General features: G+C 68.7%; 20 protein-coding genes. 14 read left to right on the forward strand and 6 right to left on the reverse strand.

All coding sequences use genetic code 11. The features are described 5' to 3' along the window. Window positions 1-229 precede the first annotated feature (229 nt). The 4 genes from ffh to rimM all read left to right on the forward strand — a co-directional run bounded on the left by ffh (window position 230) and on the right by rimM (window position 2,945). Window positions 230-1,726, forward strand: coding sequence for a signal recognition particle protein (gene ffh, locus ACGVWT_RS11125; protein WP_017978249.1), 1,497 nt, complete (start codon window positions 230-232; stop codon window positions 1,724-1,726). Window positions 1,727-1,840: 114 nt separating this feature from the next. Next, window positions 1,841-2,254: a 30S ribosomal protein S16 gene (gene rpsP, locus ACGVWT_RS11130; protein WP_116460789.1), complete on the forward strand. Its 414-nt coding sequence runs from the start codon at window positions 1,841-1,843 to the stop codon at window positions 2,252-2,254. A gap of 57 nt (window positions 2,255-2,311) precedes the next feature. Beyond that, window positions 2,312-2,464 (forward strand): hypothetical protein, encoded by a 153-nt coding sequence (locus tag ACGVWT_RS11135; protein WP_165800837.1) that lies wholly within the window; start codon window positions 2,312-2,314, stop codon window positions 2,462-2,464. Beyond that, window positions 2,418-2,945 carry a ribosome maturation factor RimM gene (gene rimM / locus ACGVWT_RS11140; protein ID WP_315461942.1) on the forward strand — a complete coding sequence of 176 codons (528 nt, stop codon included), beginning with the start codon at window positions 2,418-2,420 and terminating at the stop codon, window positions 2,943-2,945. The genes ACGVWT_RS11135 and rimM overlap by 47 nt, the downstream gene beginning before the upstream one ends. Before the next feature lie 152 nt (window positions 2,946-3,097). Here rimM and ACGVWT_RS11145 read toward each other — a convergent pair whose 3' ends face one another. Next, window positions 3,098-4,045: an NAD(P)/FAD-dependent oxidoreductase gene (locus tag ACGVWT_RS11145; RefSeq protein ID WP_315461943.1), complete on the reverse strand. Its 948-nt coding sequence runs from the start codon at window positions 4,043-4,045 to the stop codon at window positions 3,098-3,100. Between the two features lie 32 nt (window positions 4,046-4,077). Here ACGVWT_RS11145 and ACGVWT_RS11150 point away from each other — a divergent pair, with 32 nt between their 5' ends. From ACGVWT_RS11150 to rplS, 4 genes are read left to right on the forward strand one after another with little or no spacing between them, the layout of a single operon-like run. After that, complete coding sequence (locus ACGVWT_RS11150; protein WP_315461944.1) at window positions 4,078-4,365, forward strand: AbrB/MazE/SpoVT family DNA-binding domain-containing protein; 288 nt, start codon at window positions 4,078-4,080, stop codon at window positions 4,363-4,365. Continuing rightward, a complete protein-coding gene (locus ACGVWT_RS11155) occupies window positions 4,362-4,736 on the forward strand; it encodes a type II toxin-antitoxin system VapC family toxin (protein ID WP_315461945.1) in 375 nt (124 codons plus the stop codon). The genes ACGVWT_RS11150 and ACGVWT_RS11155 overlap by 4 nt, the downstream gene beginning before the upstream one ends. After that, window positions 4,733-5,458, forward strand: coding sequence for a tRNA (guanosine(37)-N1)-methyltransferase TrmD (trmD, locus tag ACGVWT_RS11160; RefSeq protein ID WP_394426390.1), 726 nt, complete (start codon window positions 4,733-4,735; stop codon window positions 5,456-5,458). Before ACGVWT_RS11155 ends, trmD begins: the two co-directional genes overlap by 4 nt. Window positions 5,459-5,463: 5 nt before the next feature. Then, window positions 5,464-5,856 carry a 50S ribosomal protein L19 gene (gene rplS, locus ACGVWT_RS11165; RefSeq protein WP_017978256.1) on the forward strand — a complete coding sequence of 131 codons (393 nt, stop codon included), beginning with the start codon at window positions 5,464-5,466 and terminating at the stop codon, window positions 5,854-5,856. A 211-nt stretch (window positions 5,857-6,067) separates the two neighbouring features. Here the strand turns inward: rplS and ACGVWT_RS11170 are convergent, their stop codons facing one another. Further along, complete coding sequence (locus ACGVWT_RS11170; RefSeq protein WP_315461947.1) at window positions 6,068-6,955, reverse strand: LysR family transcriptional regulator; 888 nt, start codon at window positions 6,953-6,955, stop codon at window positions 6,068-6,070. 132 nt (window positions 6,956-7,087) lie between these two features. Here ACGVWT_RS11170 and ACGVWT_RS11175 point away from each other — a divergent pair, with 132 nt between their 5' ends. The 6 genes from ACGVWT_RS11175 (at window position 7,088) to ACGVWT_RS11200 (ending at window position 15,680) form a co-directional block, all read left to right on the forward strand. After that, window positions 7,088-8,215: an isovaleryl-CoA dehydrogenase gene (locus ACGVWT_RS11175; RefSeq protein WP_116461389.1), complete on the forward strand. Its 1,128-nt coding sequence runs from the start codon at window positions 7,088-7,090 to the stop codon at window positions 8,213-8,215. Between the two features lie 151 nt (window positions 8,216-8,366). Next, window positions 8,367-9,959: a carboxyl transferase domain-containing protein gene (locus ACGVWT_RS11180; RefSeq protein ID WP_394426394.1), complete on the forward strand. Its 1,593-nt coding sequence runs from the start codon at window positions 8,367-8,369 to the stop codon at window positions 9,957-9,959. 145 nt (window positions 9,960-10,104) lie between these two features. Beyond that, on the forward strand, window positions 10,105-10,509 hold the full coding sequence (locus tag ACGVWT_RS11185) for an endonuclease domain-containing protein (RefSeq protein ID WP_315461948.1): 405 nt from the start codon (window positions 10,105-10,107) through the stop codon (window positions 10,507-10,509). Window positions 10,510-10,795: 286 nt separating this feature from the next. Beyond that, a complete protein-coding gene (locus ACGVWT_RS11190) occupies window positions 10,796-12,646 on the forward strand; it encodes a biotin carboxylase N-terminal domain-containing protein (RefSeq protein WP_315461949.1) in 1,851 nt (616 codons plus the stop codon). Further along, window positions 12,646-13,098 carry a MaoC family dehydratase gene (locus ACGVWT_RS11195; RefSeq protein ID WP_315461950.1) on the forward strand — a complete coding sequence of 151 codons (453 nt, stop codon included), beginning with the start codon at window positions 12,646-12,648 and terminating at the stop codon, window positions 13,096-13,098. The genes ACGVWT_RS11190 and ACGVWT_RS11195 overlap by 1 nt, the downstream gene beginning before the upstream one ends. Window positions 13,099-13,229: 131 nt before the next feature. Continuing rightward, window positions 13,230-15,680 (forward strand): TonB-dependent siderophore receptor, encoded by a 2,451-nt coding sequence (locus ACGVWT_RS11200; RefSeq protein ID WP_315461951.1) that lies wholly within the window; start codon window positions 13,230-13,232, stop codon window positions 15,678-15,680. A gap of 20 nt (window positions 15,681-15,700) precedes the next feature. On the opposite strand, the gene ACGVWT_RS11205 is transcribed toward ACGVWT_RS11200, so the two are convergent. The 4 genes from ACGVWT_RS11205 to ACGVWT_RS11220 form a co-directional block, all read right to left on the reverse strand. Further along, window positions 15,701-17,092 carry an FAD/NAD(P)-binding protein gene (locus tag ACGVWT_RS11205; protein ID WP_315461952.1) on the reverse strand — a complete coding sequence of 464 codons (1,392 nt, stop codon included), beginning with the start codon at window positions 17,090-17,092 and terminating at the stop codon, window positions 15,701-15,703. Between the two features lie 42 nt (window positions 17,093-17,134). Continuing rightward, the gene (locus ACGVWT_RS11210; protein ID WP_394426571.1) at window positions 17,135-19,507 is read right to left on the reverse strand and encodes a DUF3772 domain-containing protein; all 2,373 of its coding nucleotides are present in this window, start codon (window positions 19,505-19,507) and stop codon (window positions 17,135-17,137) included. 281 nt (window positions 19,508-19,788) lie between these two features. Next, on the reverse strand, window positions 19,789-20,571 hold the full coding sequence (locus ACGVWT_RS11215) for an SDR family NAD(P)-dependent oxidoreductase (RefSeq protein WP_315461954.1): 783 nt from the start codon (window positions 20,569-20,571) through the stop codon (window positions 19,789-19,791). After that, window positions 20,568-21,710: a fumarylacetoacetate hydrolase family protein gene (locus ACGVWT_RS11220; protein ID WP_315461955.1), complete on the reverse strand. Its 1,143-nt coding sequence runs from the start codon at window positions 21,708-21,710 to the stop codon at window positions 20,568-20,570. The genes ACGVWT_RS11215 and ACGVWT_RS11220 overlap by 4 nt, the downstream gene beginning before the upstream one ends. Window positions 21,711-21,887: the final 177 nt, after the last annotated feature.

Raw genomic sequence — 21,887 nt, forward strand, 5'->3', positions numbered from 1 at the left:
GATCCGGGGTCCCGCTTCTTCTTGTGGAGCGGGGCAAATAGCGGGACCCCGGATCAAGTCCGGGGTGACGAAGGGCGGGCTCTTGCCACCACGCCCCATTTCCCCTACACGCCCACCCACGTTCCACCACGGAATGCGATCGATGGAGCGCCTACGGGTGCACGCTGGCCGGCGAGGTTTCGCCCGCCGGCGTCTTTTGCGTTGTGTGGTATGATGAGGATTTGAGGCGATGTTCGACAGTCTGAGCGACCGGCTTGGCGGCGTATTCGACCGCCTCCGCGGCCGTGGCGCGCTGACCGAGGCCGATGTGCGGACCGCGATGCGCGAAGTGCGCGTCGCGCTGCTCGAGGCGGACGTCGCGCTGCCGGTCGCCCGCCAGTTCGTCGACAAGGTCACCGAGGAAGCGGTCGGGCAGAACGTCCTGCGCTCGGTCACGCCGGGGCAGCAGGTCGTCAAGATCGTCAACGACGCGCTGGTCGAGATGCTCGGCGCGGACGAAAGCGAGCTGAACCTGTCGGTCACGCCGCCCGCGGTCGTGATGATGGTCGGCCTGCAGGGCTCGGGCAAGACCACCAGCACCGCCAAGATCGCCAAGCGCCTGTCGGGCCGCGACCGCAAGAAGGTGCTGATGGCGTCGCTCGACGTCAATCGCCCGGCGGCGCAGGAACAGCTCGCGACGCTCGGCAAGCAGATCGACGTCGCGACGCTGCCGATCGTTGCCGGCCAGCAGCCGGTCGACATCGCCCGCCGCGCACTCCAGTCGGCGAAGCTCCAGGGCTTCGACGTGCTGATGCTCGACACCGCCGGCCGTCTGCACGTCGATCAGGCGCTGATGGACGAGATGAAGGCGGTCGCCGACATCGCGACGCCGCAGGAAATCCTGCTCGTCGTCGACAGCCTGACCGGCCAGGATGCGGTCAACGTCGCGACCAACTTCTCCGAACAGGTGCCGCTGACCGGCGTCGTGCTGACCCGCATGGACGGCGATGCGCGCGGCGGTGCGGCGCTGTCGATGCGCGCCGTCACCGGCAAGCCGATCAAGTTCGCCGGCACCGGCGAAAAGATGGACGCGCTGGAGGCCTTCCACCCCAGCCGCGTCGCCGGTCGCATCCTCGGCATGGGCGACGTCGTCAGCCTCGTCGAGCGCGCCGCGGAATCGATCCAGCAGGAAGACGCCGAGCGGATGACCGCACGGCTGGCCAAGGGTCAGTTCGACATGAACGACCTGCGCGGCCAGCTGGCGCAGATGCGCCGCATGGGCGGCCTCGGCGCGCTCGCGGGCATGATGCCGGGGATGAAGAAGGCACAGGGCGCGCTCGCGCAGGCGGGTGGCGACAAGGTGCTCATCCACATGGACGCGATGATCGGGTCGATGACCGTGAAGGAGCGCTCCAAGCCCGAACTGATCAACGCCAAGCGCAAGATCCGCATTGCCAAGGGCTCGGGCACGACGGTGCAGGAGGTGAACAAGCTCCTGAAGATGCACCAGGAAATGTCCACCGCCATGAAGAAGATCAAGAAGATGGGCGGTCTGAAGGGCATGATGGCGATGCTCGGCAAGGGCGGCATGGGCGGCCTCGGCAACGCGCTCGGCGGCGCCGGCCTCGGCGAGATGATGGACAAGGCGGGCGGTGGCCTCCCCAAGGGCCTGCCCGGCCTCGGCGGCGGTCAGGACGGCATGCCCAAGCTGCCCCCCGGCTTCGAAAATCTTTTGAAGAAGAAGTAACCCACGCCCCAAACCGTCATCCCAGCGAAGGCTGGGATCTCCCGGAAAGGGCGAAACACCAACCAAAGACCCCAGCCTTCGCTGGGGTGACGATTACGAAGAAGGACAACTACAATGGCACTCAGCATTCGTCTGTCGCGTGGCGGCTCCAAGAAGCGCCCCTACTACCGCATCGTCGTTGCCGATGCGCGCAGCCCCCGCGACGGCAAGTTCATCGAGAAGATCGGCAACTACAACCCGCTGCTCGCCAAGGACGCCGAGAACCGCGTCGTGCTCGACGCCGATCGCGCCAAGTACTGGCTGTCGAACGGCGCGCAGCCGACCGACCGCGTCGCGCGCTTCCTCGATCAGGCGGGCGTGCGTGAGCGCGCCGCCCGTTCGAACCCGAACAAGGGCAAGCCGGGCGAAAAGGCCACCGAGCGCGCCGAAGAGCGTGCCGAGAAGCTGAAGGCGCAGGAAGAAGCGGCCGCCGCCGCTGCTGCCGCCCCGGCGGAAGAGGCTCCGGCCGAAGAGACCACCGAAGCCTAAGCATCGATACCGACCATGGTGCGTTGAGCCCCTCCTACCCGAGGAGGTTCACGCACCATGGCCATCGATCCCGATCCCCGCACCGCCCCCGACGAGACGTTCGAGGACGCTGCGGCTGACGCGCCCAATCAGGGCGTATCCTCCACCGATCCCGCCGAAGGGGATGACGATGCCCCAGCAGGAACCGACGGATCGCCCGACCAGGCCTGACGCGCCGGGTGCCGACGCGCCCGTGACCTTGGCCGTGGTGATTGGCGCACACGGCATCCACGGCCAGGTCCGCCTGAAGGTCTTCGCCGACGATATCGGCGCCTATAAGAGCTTCAACGGCGGCGCGCTGACGCTGAAATCCGCGCAGCCCGGCGCCAACGGCACGATCGCGCGCTTCGCCGAAATCCCCGACCGCACCGCCGCCGAGGCGATGCGCGGTACCGAACTCACCGTCCCCCGCTCGGCGCTGCCGCCGCTAGGTGAGGGCGAATATTACCACGCCGATCTGATCGGCCTGCCCGCCGTGTCCGCCACTGGCGAAGACCTCGGCCGCGTCGTGCTCGTCGAGAATTTCGGCGCCGGCGACGTGCTCGAAATCGAACGCGCCAATGGCAAGCGCTTCATGATCCCCATGAACGCCGACGCCGTGCCGGAGTGGAACCACGACGCGCTGACGGTGAACGCCGACTTCGTGGAGTAACGGTTCCCCAAACCCACCGTCACCCCGGACTCGGTCCGGGGTCCACTCCGCGGCGATGGGGGGCGGCTAGAGGCTTCGTCGTTCCCCTGCGGCCCGGTGGACCCCGGACCAAGTCCGGGGTGACGGGGTGGGGGTGGAAGCCGCGCCTCACCTCATCGCCACAAGCGCCCACGCTCCGCCAGCAAGTTCCGGATCGTCGTCGCCGCCACGCCTGCTTCGCCCATCGCATGGCTGATCTGGTCCAGCCCCTTCACCACGTCGCCCGCCGCGAATAGCCCGGGCACGCTGGTGCGCTGGTGGTCGTCCACCTCCAGGCACCCTTCGTCACTCGCCCGCGCCCCCGCCGCGATCGCCAGATGCGATCGGATCCGCGATCCCAGCGCCGGGTAGACGCTGTCGAATGCCATCCGCCCGCCCGCGGTATCGAGCGCGATCCGATCGCCCTCGATCGCCCAGCCGCCGCACGGGCCATCGACGCGCGCGATGCCCGCCTCGTCCAGCTTGGCCGCGCAGGCCGCGTCCAGCGCATGCTCCGCCTCGGGTGCGATCAGCGTCACGTCGCGCGTATAGCCACGCAGGAACAGCGCCTCACGCATGCCGTGGTCGCCGGTGCCGATCACGCCGACGCGTTTGTCGGTCACCTCATACCCGTCGCAGATGGGGCAATAGCGGATCAGCCCGCGTTCCAGCGCCGGGTCATGCACCTCGGGCAGGATTTTGGGCCGGTGGTTCACCACGCCCGTCGCCAGCAGGACGGTGCGCGCGCAAAAGTCGCCATCGTCGGTGACGATGCGGAAATCGTCGCCCTCCGGCAGGATCGCCGTGACCTTCTTTTCCTCGCGGTACGCGCCGTATTTTTCGGCCTGCTCGCGCATCCGCCGCAGCAGCTCCTTGCCCGCGATCCCCTCCGGATAGCCGGCATGGTTGCGCGTGCACGGGATCATCGCCGCGCGGCTCGACCCGCTGTCGAACAGCCGGATGGAGAGGTGGAACCGCGCCAGATAGATCGCCGCGGTCAGCCCTGCCGGCCCCGCGCCGATGATGATGCAATCGTCCAAGCCGTCGTCCCCTGAGCCGTCGCCTTGCCCCACGTCCGTCATGTATATACATTCCGTCTATACGGAGGCATGGCATGGGTAACGAATATCGCGCCAAGGTGTTCAAATCAGGCAATTCGGTCGCGCTGCGCCTGCCCAAGGCGCTCGGCCTGAAGGACGGCGACGAGATGCTGCTGCGCGAGGAGCGGGGCAGTTTCATCGTCGAACCCGCGCCGGTCGCCCGCCGGAAAATCGATCTGACCGGAATCTGGGGCTCCTGTCCCGATCTGAAGCCGCTCACGCCTGAGGAGCGGCTGTTCGATGATCCCCCTCGCATTTGGGACGATCCCGAATGGAAGGGTTGGCAGGGCGACGACCGATGAGGGTCATGCTCGACACCAACGCCCTGATCGCGGTGCTTGGCGGCGAACCCGAGATCCTGCGCGCTCGGGTGAGCGATTGTGAGGCGGGTGACGTTGGCCTGTCGTCGATCGTCTTTGCGGAGGTTGCGATCGGCAGCTGGAACGGCAAGCGCCCGCCGTGGGACGTGCTCGATCAGGTGTCGAGCCGGTTCGAGGTAGCGCCGTTCGATCATCTGGCCGCGAAAGCGTACGCCCGGTTGCCGTTCAAGCGCGGCAGCTTCGATCGCCTGATCGCCGCCCATGCCGTCGCGCTCGGATGTATCCTTGTCACCAACAACGAGGCCGACTTCGCCGACATCCCCGGCCTCGTAATCGAAAACTGGACCCAATGACCTTCGCCGCCACCGTCCTGACCCTCTACCCGGAGATGTTCCCGGGTCCCTTGGGCGTCTCGCTCGCCGGCCGCGCGCTGCGGGAAGGGGGCTGGACCTGCGATCCCGTCCAGATCCGCGACTTCGCCACCGACAGGCACCGCTCGGTCGACGATACGCCCGCGGGCGGCGGCGCCGGCATGGTGCTACGCGCCGACGTGCTCGCCGCGGCGGTGGACAGCGTCGCCGACGGCCGCCCGATCCTCGCCATGACCCCGCGCGGCGCCCCGCTCACCCAACAGCGCGTCCGCGCGCTCGCGAACGGCCCCGGCGTCATCATCCTGTGCGGCCGGTTCGAAGGCTTCGACGAACGGCTGTTCGAGGCGCGAAACATCGAACAGGTCTCGATCGGCGACTATATCCTGTCGGGTGGCGAGATGGGGGCGCTGGTGCTGCTCGACGCTTGCATTCGGCTGCGTCCCGGCGTAATGGGCGCGCCTTCCAGCGGGGATGACGAGAGCTTCGAAACGGGGCTGCTCGAATATCCGCAATATACCCGCCCCTATGAATGGGAAGGGCGCACGATCCCCGAAGTGCTGCGATCGGGGGATCGTGCGAAGATCGCGGCCTGGCGGCAACACCAGGCAGAGGTCGATACACGGCTACGGAGGCCGGACCTTTGGGAGCGCCATGAGGGCGCTCGGGTCCAACCTCCCTCTGGCGCGCGGCGACGTAAGGACTGAGACTCATGAACCTCATTCAGCAGCTCGAAGCCGAGCAGATCGAAAAGCTGACCGCCAAGCGCGCGATCCCCGAATTCCGTCCCGGCGACACGCTGAAGGTCGGCGTGAAGGTCGTCGAAGGCGAGCGTACCCGCGTCCAGAACTACGAAGGCGTGTGCATCGCGCGTTCGAACAAGGGCATGGGCTCGTCGTTCACCGTCCGCAAGATCAGCTTCGGCGAGGGCGTCGAGCGCGTCTTCCCGCTCTATTCGCCGAACATCGATTCGATCGACGTCGTCCGCAAGGGCGCCGTGCGTCGCGCGAAGCTCTATTATCTGCGTGGCCGCACCGGCAAGTCGGCGCGTATCGCCGAGCGCCGCGACACGCGCCCCGCGAAGGGCACCGCCGCCGCGGAGTAATCCGCAGCGTCGCGAGACACGAAGGGCGCGGGGGGCAACTCCCGCGCCCTTTTTCGTGCGTCCTGTCGTCACGCGCCGAAGCCGTCACCCCAGCGAAGGCTGGGGTCTCTTACGGCTCCTGGCGCACGCGATAACCGGGAGATCCCAGCCTTCGCTGGGGTGACGGCTATACCGACGGGAGTGCTCCAGACCCCGGACACGCCCGCCACCGTCACGCCGCTGAGGCCGGGCCGCCCATCGCCTCCACGAACGCCTGCCACGCCCCACTCGGCTCCAACCGCGTCCGTGCCGCGGCCGGCACGCGCACGCCCACCACGCGCGTCAGGTCGAACCCCGCCAGCGCCGCCATCGCGACGCCCGGCACGCACAGGCTGTACGGCATCACCGTGATCCCCAAACCCGCCGCGACATAGGCGCTCGCGCGGTCGTCGCTCACCGTTCGCGCCGCCATGAACGGGCGGACGCCGCGCGTGGTGAAGAAGCGGCTGACCAGCGGTAACGCCTCGCACTGGCGCCGCACGATCATCGTCTCGCCGGCGATCGCCTCCGCCGACACGCTGGCATGGTGGGCGAGGGGGTGTGCCGCCGCCATCGCGACGCCATAGCCCTCCTCGAACAATCGCACGTCGCCTCCGTCGTCGAGCGCATTGCGCGCCACGCCGGGCCCCAGCAGCGCATCGATCCGGCCGTGATCCAGTTTGCCCTGCAGCTCGCTCGCTCGCCCTTCGACGATCTCGATCCGCTCGTCCGGCGCCGCGACCCGCGCGGCGGCGAGTGCCTCGCCCAGCGCGATGGTGGAGACGGTCGGCGCCACGCCGATGCGGATCAGCCGGTGCGGCGGCGTCGCCTGCACCGCGCGTTCGGCGGCGGCGAACTCCGCCTCGATCCGCCGGGCATGATCGGCAAAGCGCGTGCCCGCCTCGGTCAGCCGCACCCGCCGCCCGCTGCGGTCGAACAGTTGCTGGCCGAGCAACGTCTCCAGCTTGGCGATCCCCGCCGACAGCGTCGGCTGCGTCACCCGCGCGCCGACAGCAGCCGCGGAAAAGCTCCCCTGATCGACGACACCCAGAAAATAGCGGATCAGATAGCGATCGATCATAGAGGCCATCTATACGTCGCCGCGTCCGCTGTCGATTTTCCATGGCGCCCGTGCCTGTGGTAGCAGGGGCGCGAAGACATAGGAGCGGATGTGACACCCGATTTCGATTTCGCCCTCGGCGAGGCGGCGGACATGATCCGCGACTCGACGCAGCGCTTCGCCACCGACCGGATCGCGCCGCTCGCCGCGAAGATCGACGCCGACGACTGGTTCCCCCGGGATGAGCTGTGGACCGCGATGGGCGAGCTCGGCCTGCACGGCATCACCGTCGAGGAAGCCGACGGCGGCCTCGGCCTCGGCTATCTCGAACATGTCGTCGCGGTGGAGGAAGTCAGTCGCGCGTCGGCGTCGATCGGCCTCAGCTATGGCGCGCATTCGAACCTCTGCATCAATCAGATCCGCCGCTGGGCGAGCGCGGAGCAAAAGGCGAAATACCTGCCCAAGCTGATCAGCGGCGAACATGTCGGCAGCCTCGCCATGTCCGAAGCGGGCGCGGGCAGCGACGTCGTTTCGATGAAGCTGCGCGCCGAGGCGAAAGGCGACGGCTACGTCCTCAACGGCACCAAATTCTGGATCACCAACGCGGCATATGCCGACACGCTCGTCGTCTATGCCAAGACGGGTGAGGGGTCGCGCGGCATCACCGCCTTCCTGATCGAGAAGGACATGCCCGGCTTCAGCATCGGGCAAAAGATCGACAAGATGGGCATGCGCGGTTCGCCCACCGCGGAGCTCGTGTTCGACGATTGCTATGTGTCTGCCGACCAGATCATGGGGCCCTTGAACGGCGGCGTCGGCGTGCTGATGAGCGGCCTGGATTACGAACGCGCCGTCCTCGCCGGTATCCAGCTCGGGATCATGCAGGCGTGCCTCGACGTCGTCGTCCCCTTCGTCCGCGAACGGAAACAGTTCGGGCAGCCGATCGGCCAGTTTCAGCTGATGCAGGGCAAGATCGCCGACATGTACGTCGCGCTCAACTCGGCGCGCGCGTACGTCTATGCCGTCGCCAAGAGCTGCGACGCCGGCAAGACCACGCGTTTCGATGCGGCCGGCGCGATCCTGCTCGCCTCCGAAAACGCGGTGAAGGTCGCGCTGGAGGCGATCCAGGCGCTGGGCGGCGCCGGCTACACCAAGGACTGGCCGGTCGAACGCTTCCTGCGCGACGCCAAGCTGCTCGACATCGGCGCCGGCACCAACGAAATCCGCCGCATGCTGATCGGCCGCGAACTCATCGGCGCCGCGCCGAAGGTGGCGCAGTGAGGGCCTCCCAATTCCTCCCTGCGCGCAGCGCGGGGAGGGGGACCGTTCGCGCAGCGAATGGTGGAGGGGCGGCGCGCAGCGCCGGCTCCGCCGGCCCCTCCACCACGCCGCTGTGCAGCGCGGTCCCCCTCCCCGTGCCGGGGAGGATCTGATGGGCCCCACGCTCCCCACCACCGTCACCCGCGACGGCGAAGCCTTCGCCCGCAACGCCACCCACAACCGCGCGCTCGCCGATCGCCTGCGCGCCGACGTCGCGGCGGCGGGTCTCGGCGGCAACGCCAAATCCCGCGAGCGCCACACGTCGCGCGGCAAACTGCTCCCCCGGATGCGGGTCGAACGCCTGCTCGATCCCGGCAGCGCCTTCCTCGAAATCGGTCAGCTCGCCGCCTACGGCCTCTACGACGACGAGGTGCCGGGCGCCGGCATGATCGCCGGGATCGGCCGCGTGTCGGGCCGGCAGGTCATGATCGTCTGCAACGATGCGACGGTGAAGGGCGGCACCTACTTCCCGTTGACCGTGAAGAAGCACCTGCGCGCGCAGGAGATCGCGCAGGAAAATCGCCTGCCGTGCATCTATCTCGTCGACAGCGGCGGCGCCAATTTGCCGCATCAGGCAGAGGTCTTCCCCGACCGCGATCACTTCGGCCGCATCTTCTTCAACCAGGCGAATATGTCGGCGTTAGGCATCCCGCAGATCGCCTGCGTCATGGGCAGCTGCACCGCGGGCGGCGCCTATGTCCCCGCCATGTCCGACGAGACGATCATCGTCCGCGGGCAGGGCACGATCTTCCTCGCCGGCCCGCCGCTGGTGAAGGCCGCGACCGGAGAGGTCATCAGCGCCGAAGACCTAGGCGGTGCCGACACGCACGGCCGCCGATCGGGGGTGGTCGACCACGTAGCCGAAAACGACGATCACGCGCTCAGCATCGTCCGCGATATCGTCGCGACGCTGCCCGAACAGACCGGCCCGCAGATCGCGCCCGCCCGCGCGCCGCTCTACCCGGCGGAGGACCTCTACGGCCTGATCCCCGACGACGTCCGCGCGCCGTACGACGTACATGAAGTGATCGCCCGCCTGGTCGACGGCTCCGAATTCCACGAGTTCAAGGCGTTGTACGGCGCCAGCCTCGTCTGCGGCTTCGCGACGATCCACGGCCTGCCCGTCGCCATCCTCGCCAACAACGGCGTGCTGTTCAGCGAAAGCGCGCAAAAGGGGGCGCACTTCATCGAACTCGCCTGCCAGCGCAAAATCCCGCTGCTGTTCCTCCAGAACATTTCGGGCTTCATGGTCGGCGGGAAATATGAGGCGGAAGGCATTGCCAAACATGGCGCCAAGCTCGTCACCGCCGTCGCCACCGCGAGCGTCCCCAAGATCACGATCCTGATCGGGGGCAGCTTCGGCGCGGGCAATTACGGCATGTGCGGCCGCGCTTATTCGCCCCGCTTCCTGTTCACCTGGCCCAACAGCCGGATCAGCGTGATGGGCGGCGAACAGGCGGCAAGCGTCCTCGCCACTGTCCACCGCGACGCGGACACGTGGACGCCCGACCAGGCCGAAGCCTTCAAGGCCCCCGTCCGCGCCAAATACGAAGACGAGGGCAACCCTTGGTACGCCACCGCGCGGCTGTGGGACGACGGCATCATCGATCCCGCGCAGACCCGCGACGTTCTCGGCCTCAGCCTCGCCGCCTGCCTCAACGCTCCCATTCCGGAGCGGCCGAGCTTCGGCGTGTTCCGGATGTGAGGGCGAACGTGACCTTATTCCTCCCCGGCACGGGGAGGGGGACCATGCGCAGCATGGTGGAGGGGCAGCCCCAAGCGGCGCCCTTGCTTGGCTGCCCCTCCGTCACCGCTTCGCGGCGCCACCTCCCCGTACCGGGGAGGATCTAATGCTCCGAGCATCGAGTGGCACCGTCCATCGCGCACGTCGTCAGCGCCAGGAGATGTCGCTGCCCGAAATCCTGCTCTGGCGTGCACTCAAGCAACGCCCGGCCGACCTCAAGTTCCGCAAGCAGCACCCAATCGGCGCCTACACGCTCGACTTCTTCTGCGCCGCTGCCAAACTCTGCGTGGAAGTCGACGGCGAAGCGCACGAGCGCGGCGACCAACCTGCATTCGACGCCAGCCGAGACGCGTGGCTTGCGCTCCACGCCATCGAAACGGTGCGCCTTCCCGCAACCGTCATCCTCCGCGACCTCGACGCGGCGGTGACGGCGATCATCGCAGCCGCCCGCCCGAGGCTGCCCCTCCGTCAGCCCTGCGGGCTGCCACCTCCCCGTTTCGGGGAGGAATAAGGACAGCCTATGATCCTCGCCATCCTCGCCATCCTCGCCGCGCTCGACCGTCGCGACGGCGCCGCCATCTGCAACGTCGCCCATGCGCTCCGCACCGACGGATGCGCCGCCATATGACGCTGTCCTACACGCTGCCGCCTGTGGTAAGAGGAGCACGCATGGCCTCGCTCCTCGCCCCCGCCGCGCATACCCCGGTACGTTTCTCGCCCCCGCGGCCCCCGGTTTCCGGGACACGACGTACCCTCCACTTCGTCCACTTCCAGCAACAATTCCCCCGGAGCGTCCCGTGATCGAATCGCTGCTCATCGCCAATCGCGGCGAGATCGCCTGCCGCATCATCCGCACCGCGCGCAGCCTCGGCATCCGCACGATCGCGGTCCATTCCGATGCCGATGCGACCGCGCTGCACGTCCGCGAGGCCGACGAGGCGGTCGCGATCGGCGGCGCGCGTCCGGCCGAAAGCTATCTGATCGGCGAGCGCATCATCGCCGCCGCGCAAGCCACGGGCGCGCAGGCGATCCACCCTGGCTACGGCTTCTTGAGCGAAAACGCCGACTTCGCGCAGGCGGTGCAGGACGCCGGCCTGATCTGGGTCGGTCCCAATCCCGACAGCATCCGCGCGATGGGGCTGAAGGACGCCGCCAAGGCGCGGATGATCGCCGCCGGCGTGCCCGTCACGCCCGGCTATCTCGGCGAAGACCAGTCGCCCGATCGCCTGAAGGCAGAGGCCGACGCGATCGGCTATCCCGTGCTCATCAAGGCGGTGGCGGGCGGCGGCGGCAAGGGCATGCGCCGCGTCGACGATGCCGCCGATTTCGCCGAAGCGCTCGCCAGCTGCCAACGCGAGGCGGCGGCCTCGTTCGGCGACGATCGCGTCCTGCTCGAAAAATACGTCCTCTCGCCGCGCCATATCGAGGTGCAGGTGTTCGGCGACAGCCACGGCAACGTCGTCCATCTGTTCGAGCGCGACTGCTCGCTCCAGCGCCGCCACCAGAAGGTGATCGAGGAAGCGCCCGCCCCCGGCATGGACGCCGCGACCCGCGAGGCGGTCTGCGCCGCCGCCGTCCGGGCCGCGCAGGCGGTCGATTACGTCGGCGCCGGCACGATCGAGTTCATCGCCGACGCCAGCCAGGGCCTGAACGCCGACCGCATCTGGTTCATGGAGATGAACACCAGGCTGCAGGTCGAACATCCGGTGACCGAGATGATCACGGGGCAAGACCTCGTCGAATGGCAGCTCCGCGTCGCCAGTGGCGAGCCGCTACCCTGCCGGCAGGACCAGCTGTCGATCCACGGCCACGCGATGGAAGCGCGCCTGTACGCGGAGGATCCCGCCAAGGGCTTCCTCCCCAGCATCGGCCGCCTCGACGCCTTCGACCTCGGCGACACCGTGCGCGTCGATACCGGGGTGGAGCAGGGCGCAACGATCACCCCGTATTACGACCCGATGATCGCCAAGGTGATCGCGCACGGCGACACCCGCGAAGAGGCACGCGAGACGCTCGCCGATGCGCTCGATGCTGCGATCGTCTGGCCGCTGCGCAGCAACGCCGGCTTCCTCGTCGAGGCGCTCGACCACCCCGCATTTGTCGCCGCGACCCTCGACACGGGCCTGATCGCCCGCGAAGGCGACGCGCTGATGCCGCCCGCGCTGCCCAGCGAAGAGGTGCTGGTCGAAGCCGCCCAGGCGCTCGCCGGCCCGCAACCGGTGCCGGGCTTCCGCCTTAACGCCGCGCCGCGCCAGATGGCGATGCTGTCGGTTGCGGGCGAGCCGGTCGAGGTCGATTTCGCCGACGCGCCTGCACGGTCGCGAACCCCCGCCGTCGACCGCCTGCTCGTCACCGAAGGCGGCCAGACGTGGGAGATTACCCCCTATCGCCCCGCCGCCGCTGCGGCCGGCGGGGCAGGGGACGGCGCGATCCTCTCCCCCATGCCGGGCCGCATCATCGCCGTCGACGTCACCGCCGGCCAATCCGTTACCAAGGGCCAGCGCCTCGTCACGCTGGAGGCGATGAAGATGGAACACAGCCTCACCGCCCCGTTCGACGGCGTGGTCGCGGACCTCACCGCCACGCCCGAGGCGCAGGTGCCCGAGGGCACGCTCCTCGTCCGCATCGAACCGCAGGGAGAGCAATAATGGCCGGCCGCTTCTACGACGACTGGCAGGTCGGCGACCGCCTGACCCACGACATCCGCCGCACCGTGACCGAGACGGACAACCTCCTGTTCTCGACCATGACGCACAACCCGCAGCCGCTGCATCTCGATGCCGAAGCGGCGAAGGCGAGCGAGTTCGGCCAGATCCTCGTCAACGGCACCTTCACCTTCGCGCTGATGGTCGGCCTGTCGGTCGGCGACACGACGCTCGGCACGCTCGTCGCCAACCTCGGCTACGACAAATTGGTGATGCCCAAACCCGTCTTCATCGGCGACACGCTCCGCGCCGAGACCGAAGTCGTGGAATTGCGCGACAGCAAGTCCCGCCCCGAGGCCGGCCTCGTCACCTTCCGCCACATCCTCCTCAACCAGCGCGACGAACCGGTCTGCCAATGCCTGCGCACCGCGCTGCTGAAGCGGAAGGGGGCGTAACGCCGGCCCCAAGCACGGGGGCAACCCGTACCGCACCGCAGCAAAGTTTTTCTTGCGGTTCATCCCCTAGGTTAGTGGGCTATCCGGCCCCATCCGCTACCCAGCGCAACGATTCCAAAAGGGGCTGAACCGTGACCATCATCAGCGAACTCCTCGCCGCCGCCAGCGCCGCAGCGCTTGCCCAGGCCGCTCCGCAAACCGCGCCGCAGACCGAACCCGCCCAGTCGGCACCCGTCGCCGACGCCGCCTCGACCGCGGATGAAGGCCAGGACATCATCGTCACCGGCACCCGCGCCACGGGCCGCAGCCGCCTCGACAGCGTGGCACCGGTTGATGTGCTGAGCGGCGCCAGCCTGCAACGGCAGGGCACCACCGAACTCGCGACGGCGCTGGCCACCGTGGCCCCCTCGATCAACTTCCCGCGGCCCAGCGCCAACGACGCCACCGACGCGATCCGCCCGGCGACGCTGCGCGGCCTGTCGCCCGACCAAACGTTGGTGCTGATCAACGGCATTCGCGGCCACACCTCGGCCAACCTCAACACCAACGGCACGGTGGGCCGCGGTTCGGCAGCGGTCGATCTCAACACCATCCCGACCGTGGCGCTCGACCGGATCGAGGTGCTGCGCGACGGCGCCTCGGCGCAATATGGCTCGGATGCGATCGCCGGCGTCGTCAACCTGCGCCTTCGCGAAGCCCGCTCGGGCGGCGGCGCGCAGGTGAATTACGGCTTCTACGACACGCAGGTCGACACCGCGAACAACAGCCGCCATGTCACCGGTGAGCATACCGTTACCGCCTCGGCATGGCAGGGCATCGGCTTCGGCAGCGACGGCTTCATCACGCTGTCGGGCGAATATCTGAAGCGTCAGCCGACCAACCGCGCCGACATCGACACCCGCGTTTCGCCCAACCGCGTGACCGGCCGCTATGGCGACCCGGAGGTCGAACAGTTCACCGGCTTCGTCAACGCCGGCACCTCGCTGACCGACAATATCAGCCTCTACGCCTTCGGCGGCTATCAGGATCGTGACACCCGCGGCGCCGCCTTCCCGCGCATCCGCGCCGCCAACGCCAGCGCGACGACGATCGCCCAGCTGACGCTTGCCGGCGTTCCCAATGGCTTCCTGCCGATCATCAACACCAAGTCGAAGGACATCAATTCGGCGATCGGCCTGCGCGGCACGGTGTCGGACTTCGACGTCGACCTGTCGCTGAGCTACGGCCGCAACACCGTCGACTTCCGCACGCTCAACTCGGCGAACTACGCCTACGGCTCGAGCACCCCGCGCAACTTCTACGATGGCGCGGTCGCCTACGACCAGTATGTCGCCGGCCTCGACGTGACCCGCAAGTTCGACGTCTTCCAATCGCTGAACGTCGCCTTCGGCGTCGAAGGCCGCCGCGAAGGCTATAAGATCACGCCGGGCGAGCGTGCCTCCTACGATTACCCTGCCGGTGCGACCGATGCGGTCGCCGGGTCGGCACCGGGCGCGCAAGGCTTCGGCGGCTTCGCGCCGCGCAACGCCACCAAGCGCAACCGCCGCAGCGGCAGCGTCTACCTCGACCTCGAAGCGCAGCTGACCGATGCGCTCCTGATCGGCCTCGCCGGCCGCGCCGAGGATTATTCGGACTTCGGCAGCACCGCCAACGGCAAGTTCTCGGCGCGCTACGACGTCGCGCCGTGGTTCGCGCTGCGTGGCACCATCTCCACCGGCTTCCGCGCGCCGTCGCTGCAGCAGCAATATTTCACCCAGGTTGCCTCGGTCGTCACCAATGGCGTGCCGATCCTGACCGGCACCGTGCCGTCGACCGATCCGGTCGGCGTGGCGCTCGGCGGGCGTCCGTTGCAGGCGGAAAAGTCGACCAATATTTCGGTCGGCACCGTCATCCGCGCGGGCGGCTTCGACCTGACGGTCGACGCCTATTCGATCCGCATCCGCAACCAGATCGGCCTTTCGGAAAATATCGCGGGAACCTTCAGCCCGGCGGTCGCGACGCTGCTCGCGCCGTTCAACGTGTCGGCGGCGCGCTTCTTCATCAACGGCCTCGCCTCGACCACCAAGGGCATCGACGCGGTCGCGCATTACCGCTGGCGCACGGAGAGCGCGGGGGCGTTCGACTTCACGCTGGCGGGCAATATCAACAAGATCGACGTCACCCGCGTCCCGACTTCGACCGCGACGCTCAACCCGGCGCCGACCTTGTTCGCGCGCAGCCGCGTCCTGACGCTGGAACAGGGCACGCCGGGCGAGAAGATTACCGGCACGATCGACTGGTCGCTCGACAAGCTCGGCGCGCTCGCCCGCGTCACCTATTACGGCGACGTCAACCAGCCGGGCACGCTGGCGAGCGGCACCGCCGACGTCCGCACCGGCCAGCACGCGATCACCGATTTCGAGCTGCGCTATTCGGCCCCCAAGGGTGCGCAGATCGGCCTCGGCGTCAGCAACCTGTTCGACGTCTATCCCGATCGCCAGATCGCCGCGAACAACTCCACGGGCGTGCTGGGCTTCCCTTATTACTCGCCGTTCGGCTTCAACGGGCGCTACCTCTACGCCCGCGTCGGCATCAACTGGTAAGCAGGGAGAGGCGGGGGACGTTACAGTCCCTCGCCACCCACCCATTGCGCGTGCGCGAACCGCCGCGCGAGCGTCCAGTTCTGCTGGCGGATATCGGGCACCGCCACGACCTCCCACAGGTCGCCGCGCGTCATCGGCCCGATGCAGAACAGCCGGTCGTCGACCGTCCCGTCGGCATGGATCACCTGCGACTGGTGGTCGACGTCCAGCCCGATGCGCAAGCTGTCGGGGCGGGCCAGCCCCGCGGCGATCAGCTGCCGCAGCAGCGGCTCCTCGGATCGCAACAGGTCGCCCTGCGGCCCGGTGCAATTGACGATCCGCCGCGCCGACGTGACCTCGATCTCCTTGCAGCCCCGCGGTCGCCAGGTCAGCGAGGCGCCATCGCCCGCCGCCTTGGCACCGACGATCCGCCCCGCCACGAATTGCAGCCGGCCGCTCTCGACCAGCGCATCGATCTTGGCCGCGATTGAGGGCGCCAGCCGATGCCGATGCACGTCCCAATAGGGCCGCACATGCCGCAGGAACCGCGCCCGCGTCACCGCATCCGCCGCGCCCCACATCAGCTGCGTGACGGGGCGCAGCTCGTCCACCGCAGCGCGCCAGCCGATCGTCGCGGTGCGGCCCCGCACATGCCGTACGAGCGCCGACAGCGTCCCCGCCGGCTTCTCGCGCAACCCCGGCTGCCCCGGCAGGTCGGCATGCGCCCGCGGCGACAGCCCGCGCCGCGACAGTGCCAGGATTTCGCCTTGGAACCCTGCCGCCTCCAGCGTCAGCGCTGCGTCGATCGCGGTCAGCCCGCTGCCGATCAACACTACGCGATCGGTGTCGGTCAGGTCCGCCGCAATGTCGCCCGCCCAGGGATCGGGCAGATAGCAGCCCGTCGGCAGCGCGGCCGGATCGAGCCCGCCCGGCGTATGCGGCGGCAGGTTGCCCAGCGCCAGCACCGCCGCATCCGCTGCAATGGCCTCGCCGCTCCGCAGCGACAGCGTCACGCCCCCGCCGCTGCGGTCGATCGCGCATACCTCGCCCTCGACCAGCGCGATCCGCCCCGGATGCGCCGCCATCGCCGCGTCCAGCAGCCCGCGCAGATAGCGCCCGTAGATCCGCCGTGAGACGAAGGTCTTGGAATCGCCCAGCCCCTCCGCCTCCAGCCAGCGCACGAAATGGCCGGGATCGTCGGGCAGCGCGCTCATATTGCCTGCGCGTACGTTCAGCAGATGCTCGGCATGCGCCGCGCTATAGGCGACGCCGCGCGCCATCTGGTGGGGCCGCCGCTCGATCAGCGTCGCGCGTGGCCCCTCGTGGCGCAGCAGGTTGATCGCGAACAGCGTCCCCGAAAAGCCGCCGCCGACGATGACGACATGCTCGTGCTGGCGCGGCGGGGCGGGCGGGCAGTCCGGCAGGCTGGTCATGGGGCGGAGCGCTATCCCCTTCGCCGGTGGCGGGCAAGCCGGTCAGGGCGCGCTGGGCTCGGTCGCGGCGGGTTCGGCGAGGGGGAGCGCGGACACCAGCTCCAGCTTCTGCGGCACGGTGCCGAGTTCGATCCCCTCCTCGCGCATCCGACGCAGCAGGACGATCAGCACGTTGCTGCGTGCGCTATACGCCGCGCGCGGGCTTTCGACATGCGCGAAGCAGTTGAAGCGCACGCGCCCGTCGGCGATCCCGTCGATATACGCCTTGGCCTCGGGCGTATCGAGGATCGCCGGTTCCGCCGCGAACGTCTCCAGCACCAGCTCGCGCACGCGATCGGCATCCGCCTCGATCGGCACGGTGAATTGCACCTGGATACGCCCCAGCGGCGCGCTCAGCGTCTTGTTGAGCACCGATTTCGTGATCAGCTCCGAATTGGGCACGATCAGCGTCGAATGGTCGGCGAGCTCGATCTCGGTCGAACGCACGTTGATGCGCTTCACGTCGCCCTCGTCGGTGCCGACGCGGATCAGGTCGCCGATCTTGATCGGCCGCTCGGCGAGCAGGATCAGGCCGGACACGAAGTTGGACGTGATCGCCTGCAAGCCGAAACCGATACCGACCGACAGCGCCGACAGCAGCAGCGCGATCCGCTCCATGCCGATGCCGAGCGAAGCGAGCGACCAGATCACCGCCAACGCGATGCCCACGTAGCGCGCGACCAGCCGGATCGAATTGCGCACGCTGCCGTCGAGGTCGGTGGTCGGCAGATAGCGCTGGTCCAGCCAGCCCATGAACTGCCGCACCAGGAACAGCCCGATGGCGAGCACCGCGATGAAGCGCAGGATGCTGCCGGGCGAAATCGCGATCCCGCCGATCTGCACGCCGCGCGCCAGCCCGCTCAGTCGATCGAGTACCGATCCGAAGCCCGCACCGAATGGGTACAGCATCAGCCCCAGCGCGATGGCGAGGATCGCCAGCCGGAGCGCCGCGGACAGCAGTACGCCGAACTGGTCCACCGCACTGCCGCCCACGCCGACGCCGTGGCGCAGTGTCGTGCCGACGCGGCTGTCGCGCTGGAACAGGCTGGTCGCGACATCGTCGATGACGATCATCAGCAGATAGGTGCAGATGCCCAGCAGCGTTGTCCACAGCACGAACTGCAACACCGTCGCCGCCAGACCGATATAGCCCGCCAGCAGCGCTAGGCCGGCGCCCGTGACGACCAGCCACAGCGCCACCGTCGCCGCGCCGACGCCGACGCCGACGCTGGTCGCCGCCTCCTGCGCATCCGCGCCATTCGCGGCAGCGCGCGCGCGCAGCCGTCCGATCACCAGCAGCGTGCCGCCGATCAGCAGCAGATTGGCGATCGCCTCCGCCACCTGCGACGCCAGCAGCACCGGCGGGCTGGCGCCGATCGCGGTGTTGAACGCATCCAGCAGGATGACGACGAAGGTCAGCGCGGCGAACACCCAGACCGTCGGTCGCAGCGCGGTCGCGACCGCATCGGTCAGCGGCACCACCCGCCACGATGGCTGGCGCGCCATCAGGAACGCGGCGCCCGCCGCGGCGGTGAAGCCCGAAAAGCCCGCAGCGCCGATCAGCGCGTCGGCCAGCTGGCTCCAGGCGGGTGCGATCAGCGCCGCCCAGCGCAACCCCTGCACCAGCACGAAGGCGGCGGCGGTCGGCATCGCGGTGCCGATCAGCACCCGCCACATCGCATTGGCCGATCGACGCACGCGGTGGCCCGGCGCGTCGCTGACCAGATAGCGCTGGCCGATCCCCCGCAGCCGCTGCCGCACGGGGAACAGCAGCAGCAGCGCCAGCGCCGCGCCGAGCAAAGCGGTCCACGGCTTGCCCGCGCGCAGCGCGACATCGCCCTGCGACCATTCGCGCCGCATCAGCGTGGCGACCCGGCGCGCATCGCGCGGCATCGCGGAGAGCAGTTCCTCCCAGAAAACGGGCGAGACGGGGGAGGGCGATCGGACCGAGATACGCTGCCCGATCTCCGCCGCCTGCGCCTCGTCGATCTCGGCGACCAGCTGCCCGGCCTCCACCGCGATCAGCTGTCCGCGCTTCACCTTCGAATCGAGCGCATCGCGCGCCTGCGCCAGCGCCTTGCGTTCGGCGCGAATGTCGGGCGCCTCGGTGACGCCGGCGGCCGGCGGCCCCAGTCCGGCGATCCGGGCATCGACCAGCGCCAGCTGCCCACGCAGCTGATCCGCCGCATCGCGCGCGTCACTTTGTGCGGCGAGCGCCCGCGTACGCAGATCGGCCCGGCCCGCACGATCGACCTTGCCATCGAGCGCCGAATCGACCGCGGCAAGGTCGGTCTCCGCCCCGGCGAGTTCGCGGCTCGCAGTGTCGATGGGGGAGGGCTGGGCCAGCGCCGGAATCGCCAGGGCAAGCAGCAGCATCGCCCATGTCTGCGCCACCGCCCTCGTCACCCTGCCCAAGCCGCCAGCTCCCATGCGTTGCGAAGCCCGCTGCCTAGTCGAAGAGGGGGCCGAAAGTCACGCGGGGTAAGAGGACGGCCACGCCACCCCTTCCTTCACCCCAACCCCGTACCGTCATCCCCGCGAAGGCGGGAATCCAGACTGGCTGAGCTGTCGGCCCTGCCGCCGCCGTCAGGGAATATGGATCCCCGCCTTCGCGGGGATGACCGTGTGGGGGAGAGGCAGGCCGTCGCCCCAACCCCTCACCGCCAGCCGGCATCCACCCAGTAATTATGCCCCGTGCACATCTTCGCATCGTCGGAGCTGAGGAACAGCACCAGCGCCGCCACGTCCTCGGGCAGGATGCGCCCGTCCAGGCACTGGCCCGCGACGATCTCCGCCTCGCCCTCGGGCGTGTACCATTTTTCCTGCCGCGGCGTCTTCACATTGCCCGGCACCACCGCATTCACGCGGATGTTGCTGCGGCCCAGGTCGCGCGCGAGGCTGCGCGTCAGGCCCTCGATCGCCGCCTTGGCGGTCTGGTAGACGATCAGGTCTTCGAGGCCCAAATGCCAGCTGATCGACCCGAAGTTGACGATCACACCGCCGCCCGCCGCCTGCATCGCCGGCACCACCGCTTTGGCGGCGAAGAACTGGTGGCGCAGATTGACGTTCATCCGCTCGTCCCAATAGGCGGGCGTGACGTCGGCGACCGTGTGGCGATCGTCGTTGCCGGCGTTGTTGACCAGCACGTCGACCCCGCCCAACGCCTTCTGCAAGTCGGCGAACACACTGGCGACCGCATCGAGGTCGGTCAGGTCCAGCCGCCGGAACAGCGGCACATGCGCCGCGCCTGCGCCCAATCGCTCGACCAGCGCCTGCGATTCGGCCTCGGCAACGTCGACGAAGGCGACCTTGGCGCCCTGCCGCACGAACGCCTCGACCAGTCCGGCACCGATCCCCGATCCGCCGCCCGTCACGATCACGCGCCGATCGCGCAGCGAGGGGTAGATGGCGCGGGTGTCGGTCATCGTCGTGTCGGTCATTGCAGCAGCCCCCGTGCGGCCAGATTGCGGATCAGCGCACCGATCCCGAAGTCCCATGCCGGCGCATCCTTCGAATGGACCACCCGGTTGACCAGCCGCCCCAGCCGCGGCGTCGCGATCGCCACCGTATCGCCGACCTTGTGGGTAAAGCCCTGACCGGCGACGTCGCGATCCTGCGTCGGCGCGAACAAGGTGCCCAGGAACAGCACGAAGCCGTCGGGATAATGATGCTCGCTCAGCGCCTGCCGCTTCAATTCCTCGGGATCGCGGCTGATCTGGTTCATCGCGCTGCTGCCATCCAGCGTATAGCCGTCGGTGCCCTCGATCCGCAGCGTGATCTCGGCGTTGCGGACGTCGTCCATCGTGAATCGGTCGTCGAACAATCGCACGAACGCGCCCAGCGAGCAGGAGGCGTTATTGTCCTTCGCCTTGCCCAGCAGCAGCGCCGATCGCCCTTCGAAATCGCGCAGATTGACGTCGTTGCCCAATGTCGCGCCCACCGCCTTGCCCTGGGCGTCGACCAGCAGCACGACCTCGGGCTCCGGGTTGTTCCACGTCGAGTCGGACCGTACGCCGACATCCGCGCCCCAGCCCACCGTCGACAGGACGGGTGATTTGGTGAAGATTTCCGCATCCGGGCCGATCGCGACCTCCAGATATTGCGACCACAGGCCCTCGTCGATCAGCGCCTGCTTCAGCGCCGCGGCTTCGGGCGATCCCGGCACCACCGCGCGCATGCTCCCGCCGATCCGGCCTTCGAGTCGGCCGCGCACTTCGGCCGCCGCGCTCGAATCACCCCGGGCGCGCTCTTCGATCACGCGCTCCATCGCCGATACGGCGAAGGTCACGCCCGCCGCCTTCACGCATTGCAGGTCGATGGGGGAGAGCAGGCGGACCGGGCCGTCGACCGACAGGCCGATCGCATCGAGCGCACCGATCGCCTCGCCCTTGGTGGGATCGAAGGCGGCGGCGGCGACCAGATCGGCGATCGTCGGTGTGACGCGGCTCATGTCATGGACGATGCCGTCCACCACCAGCACGGGGCAGGGGCCTTCGCCGCGATCGATGCGGCCGATCCAGCGACCTTCGCGCCATTCCGCGCCCAGCGCGTCGGCAGGGTCGAACACACACGCAGTCATGGGCCGGAACTCTCCCGTTATTTGTCTGTCAATTTAGCGGTTAGCGTTACCACTCGTTGTTCTCAGCCAGCCTGTCAACGCTTGCCGCCATGCGGGCCACGCTGGATCGGGCATCGCGTGCCGTCACGGGTTGCCAATGGGGCATGTCGCTGCTAGGGGCACCGTTCGCACGGCGCG

Origin of the sequence: Sphingomonas sp. S6 (genome assembly GCF_043498045.1) — a bacterium.
Lineage (GTDB): Bacteria > Pseudomonadota > Alphaproteobacteria > Sphingomonadales > Sphingomonadaceae > Sphingomonas.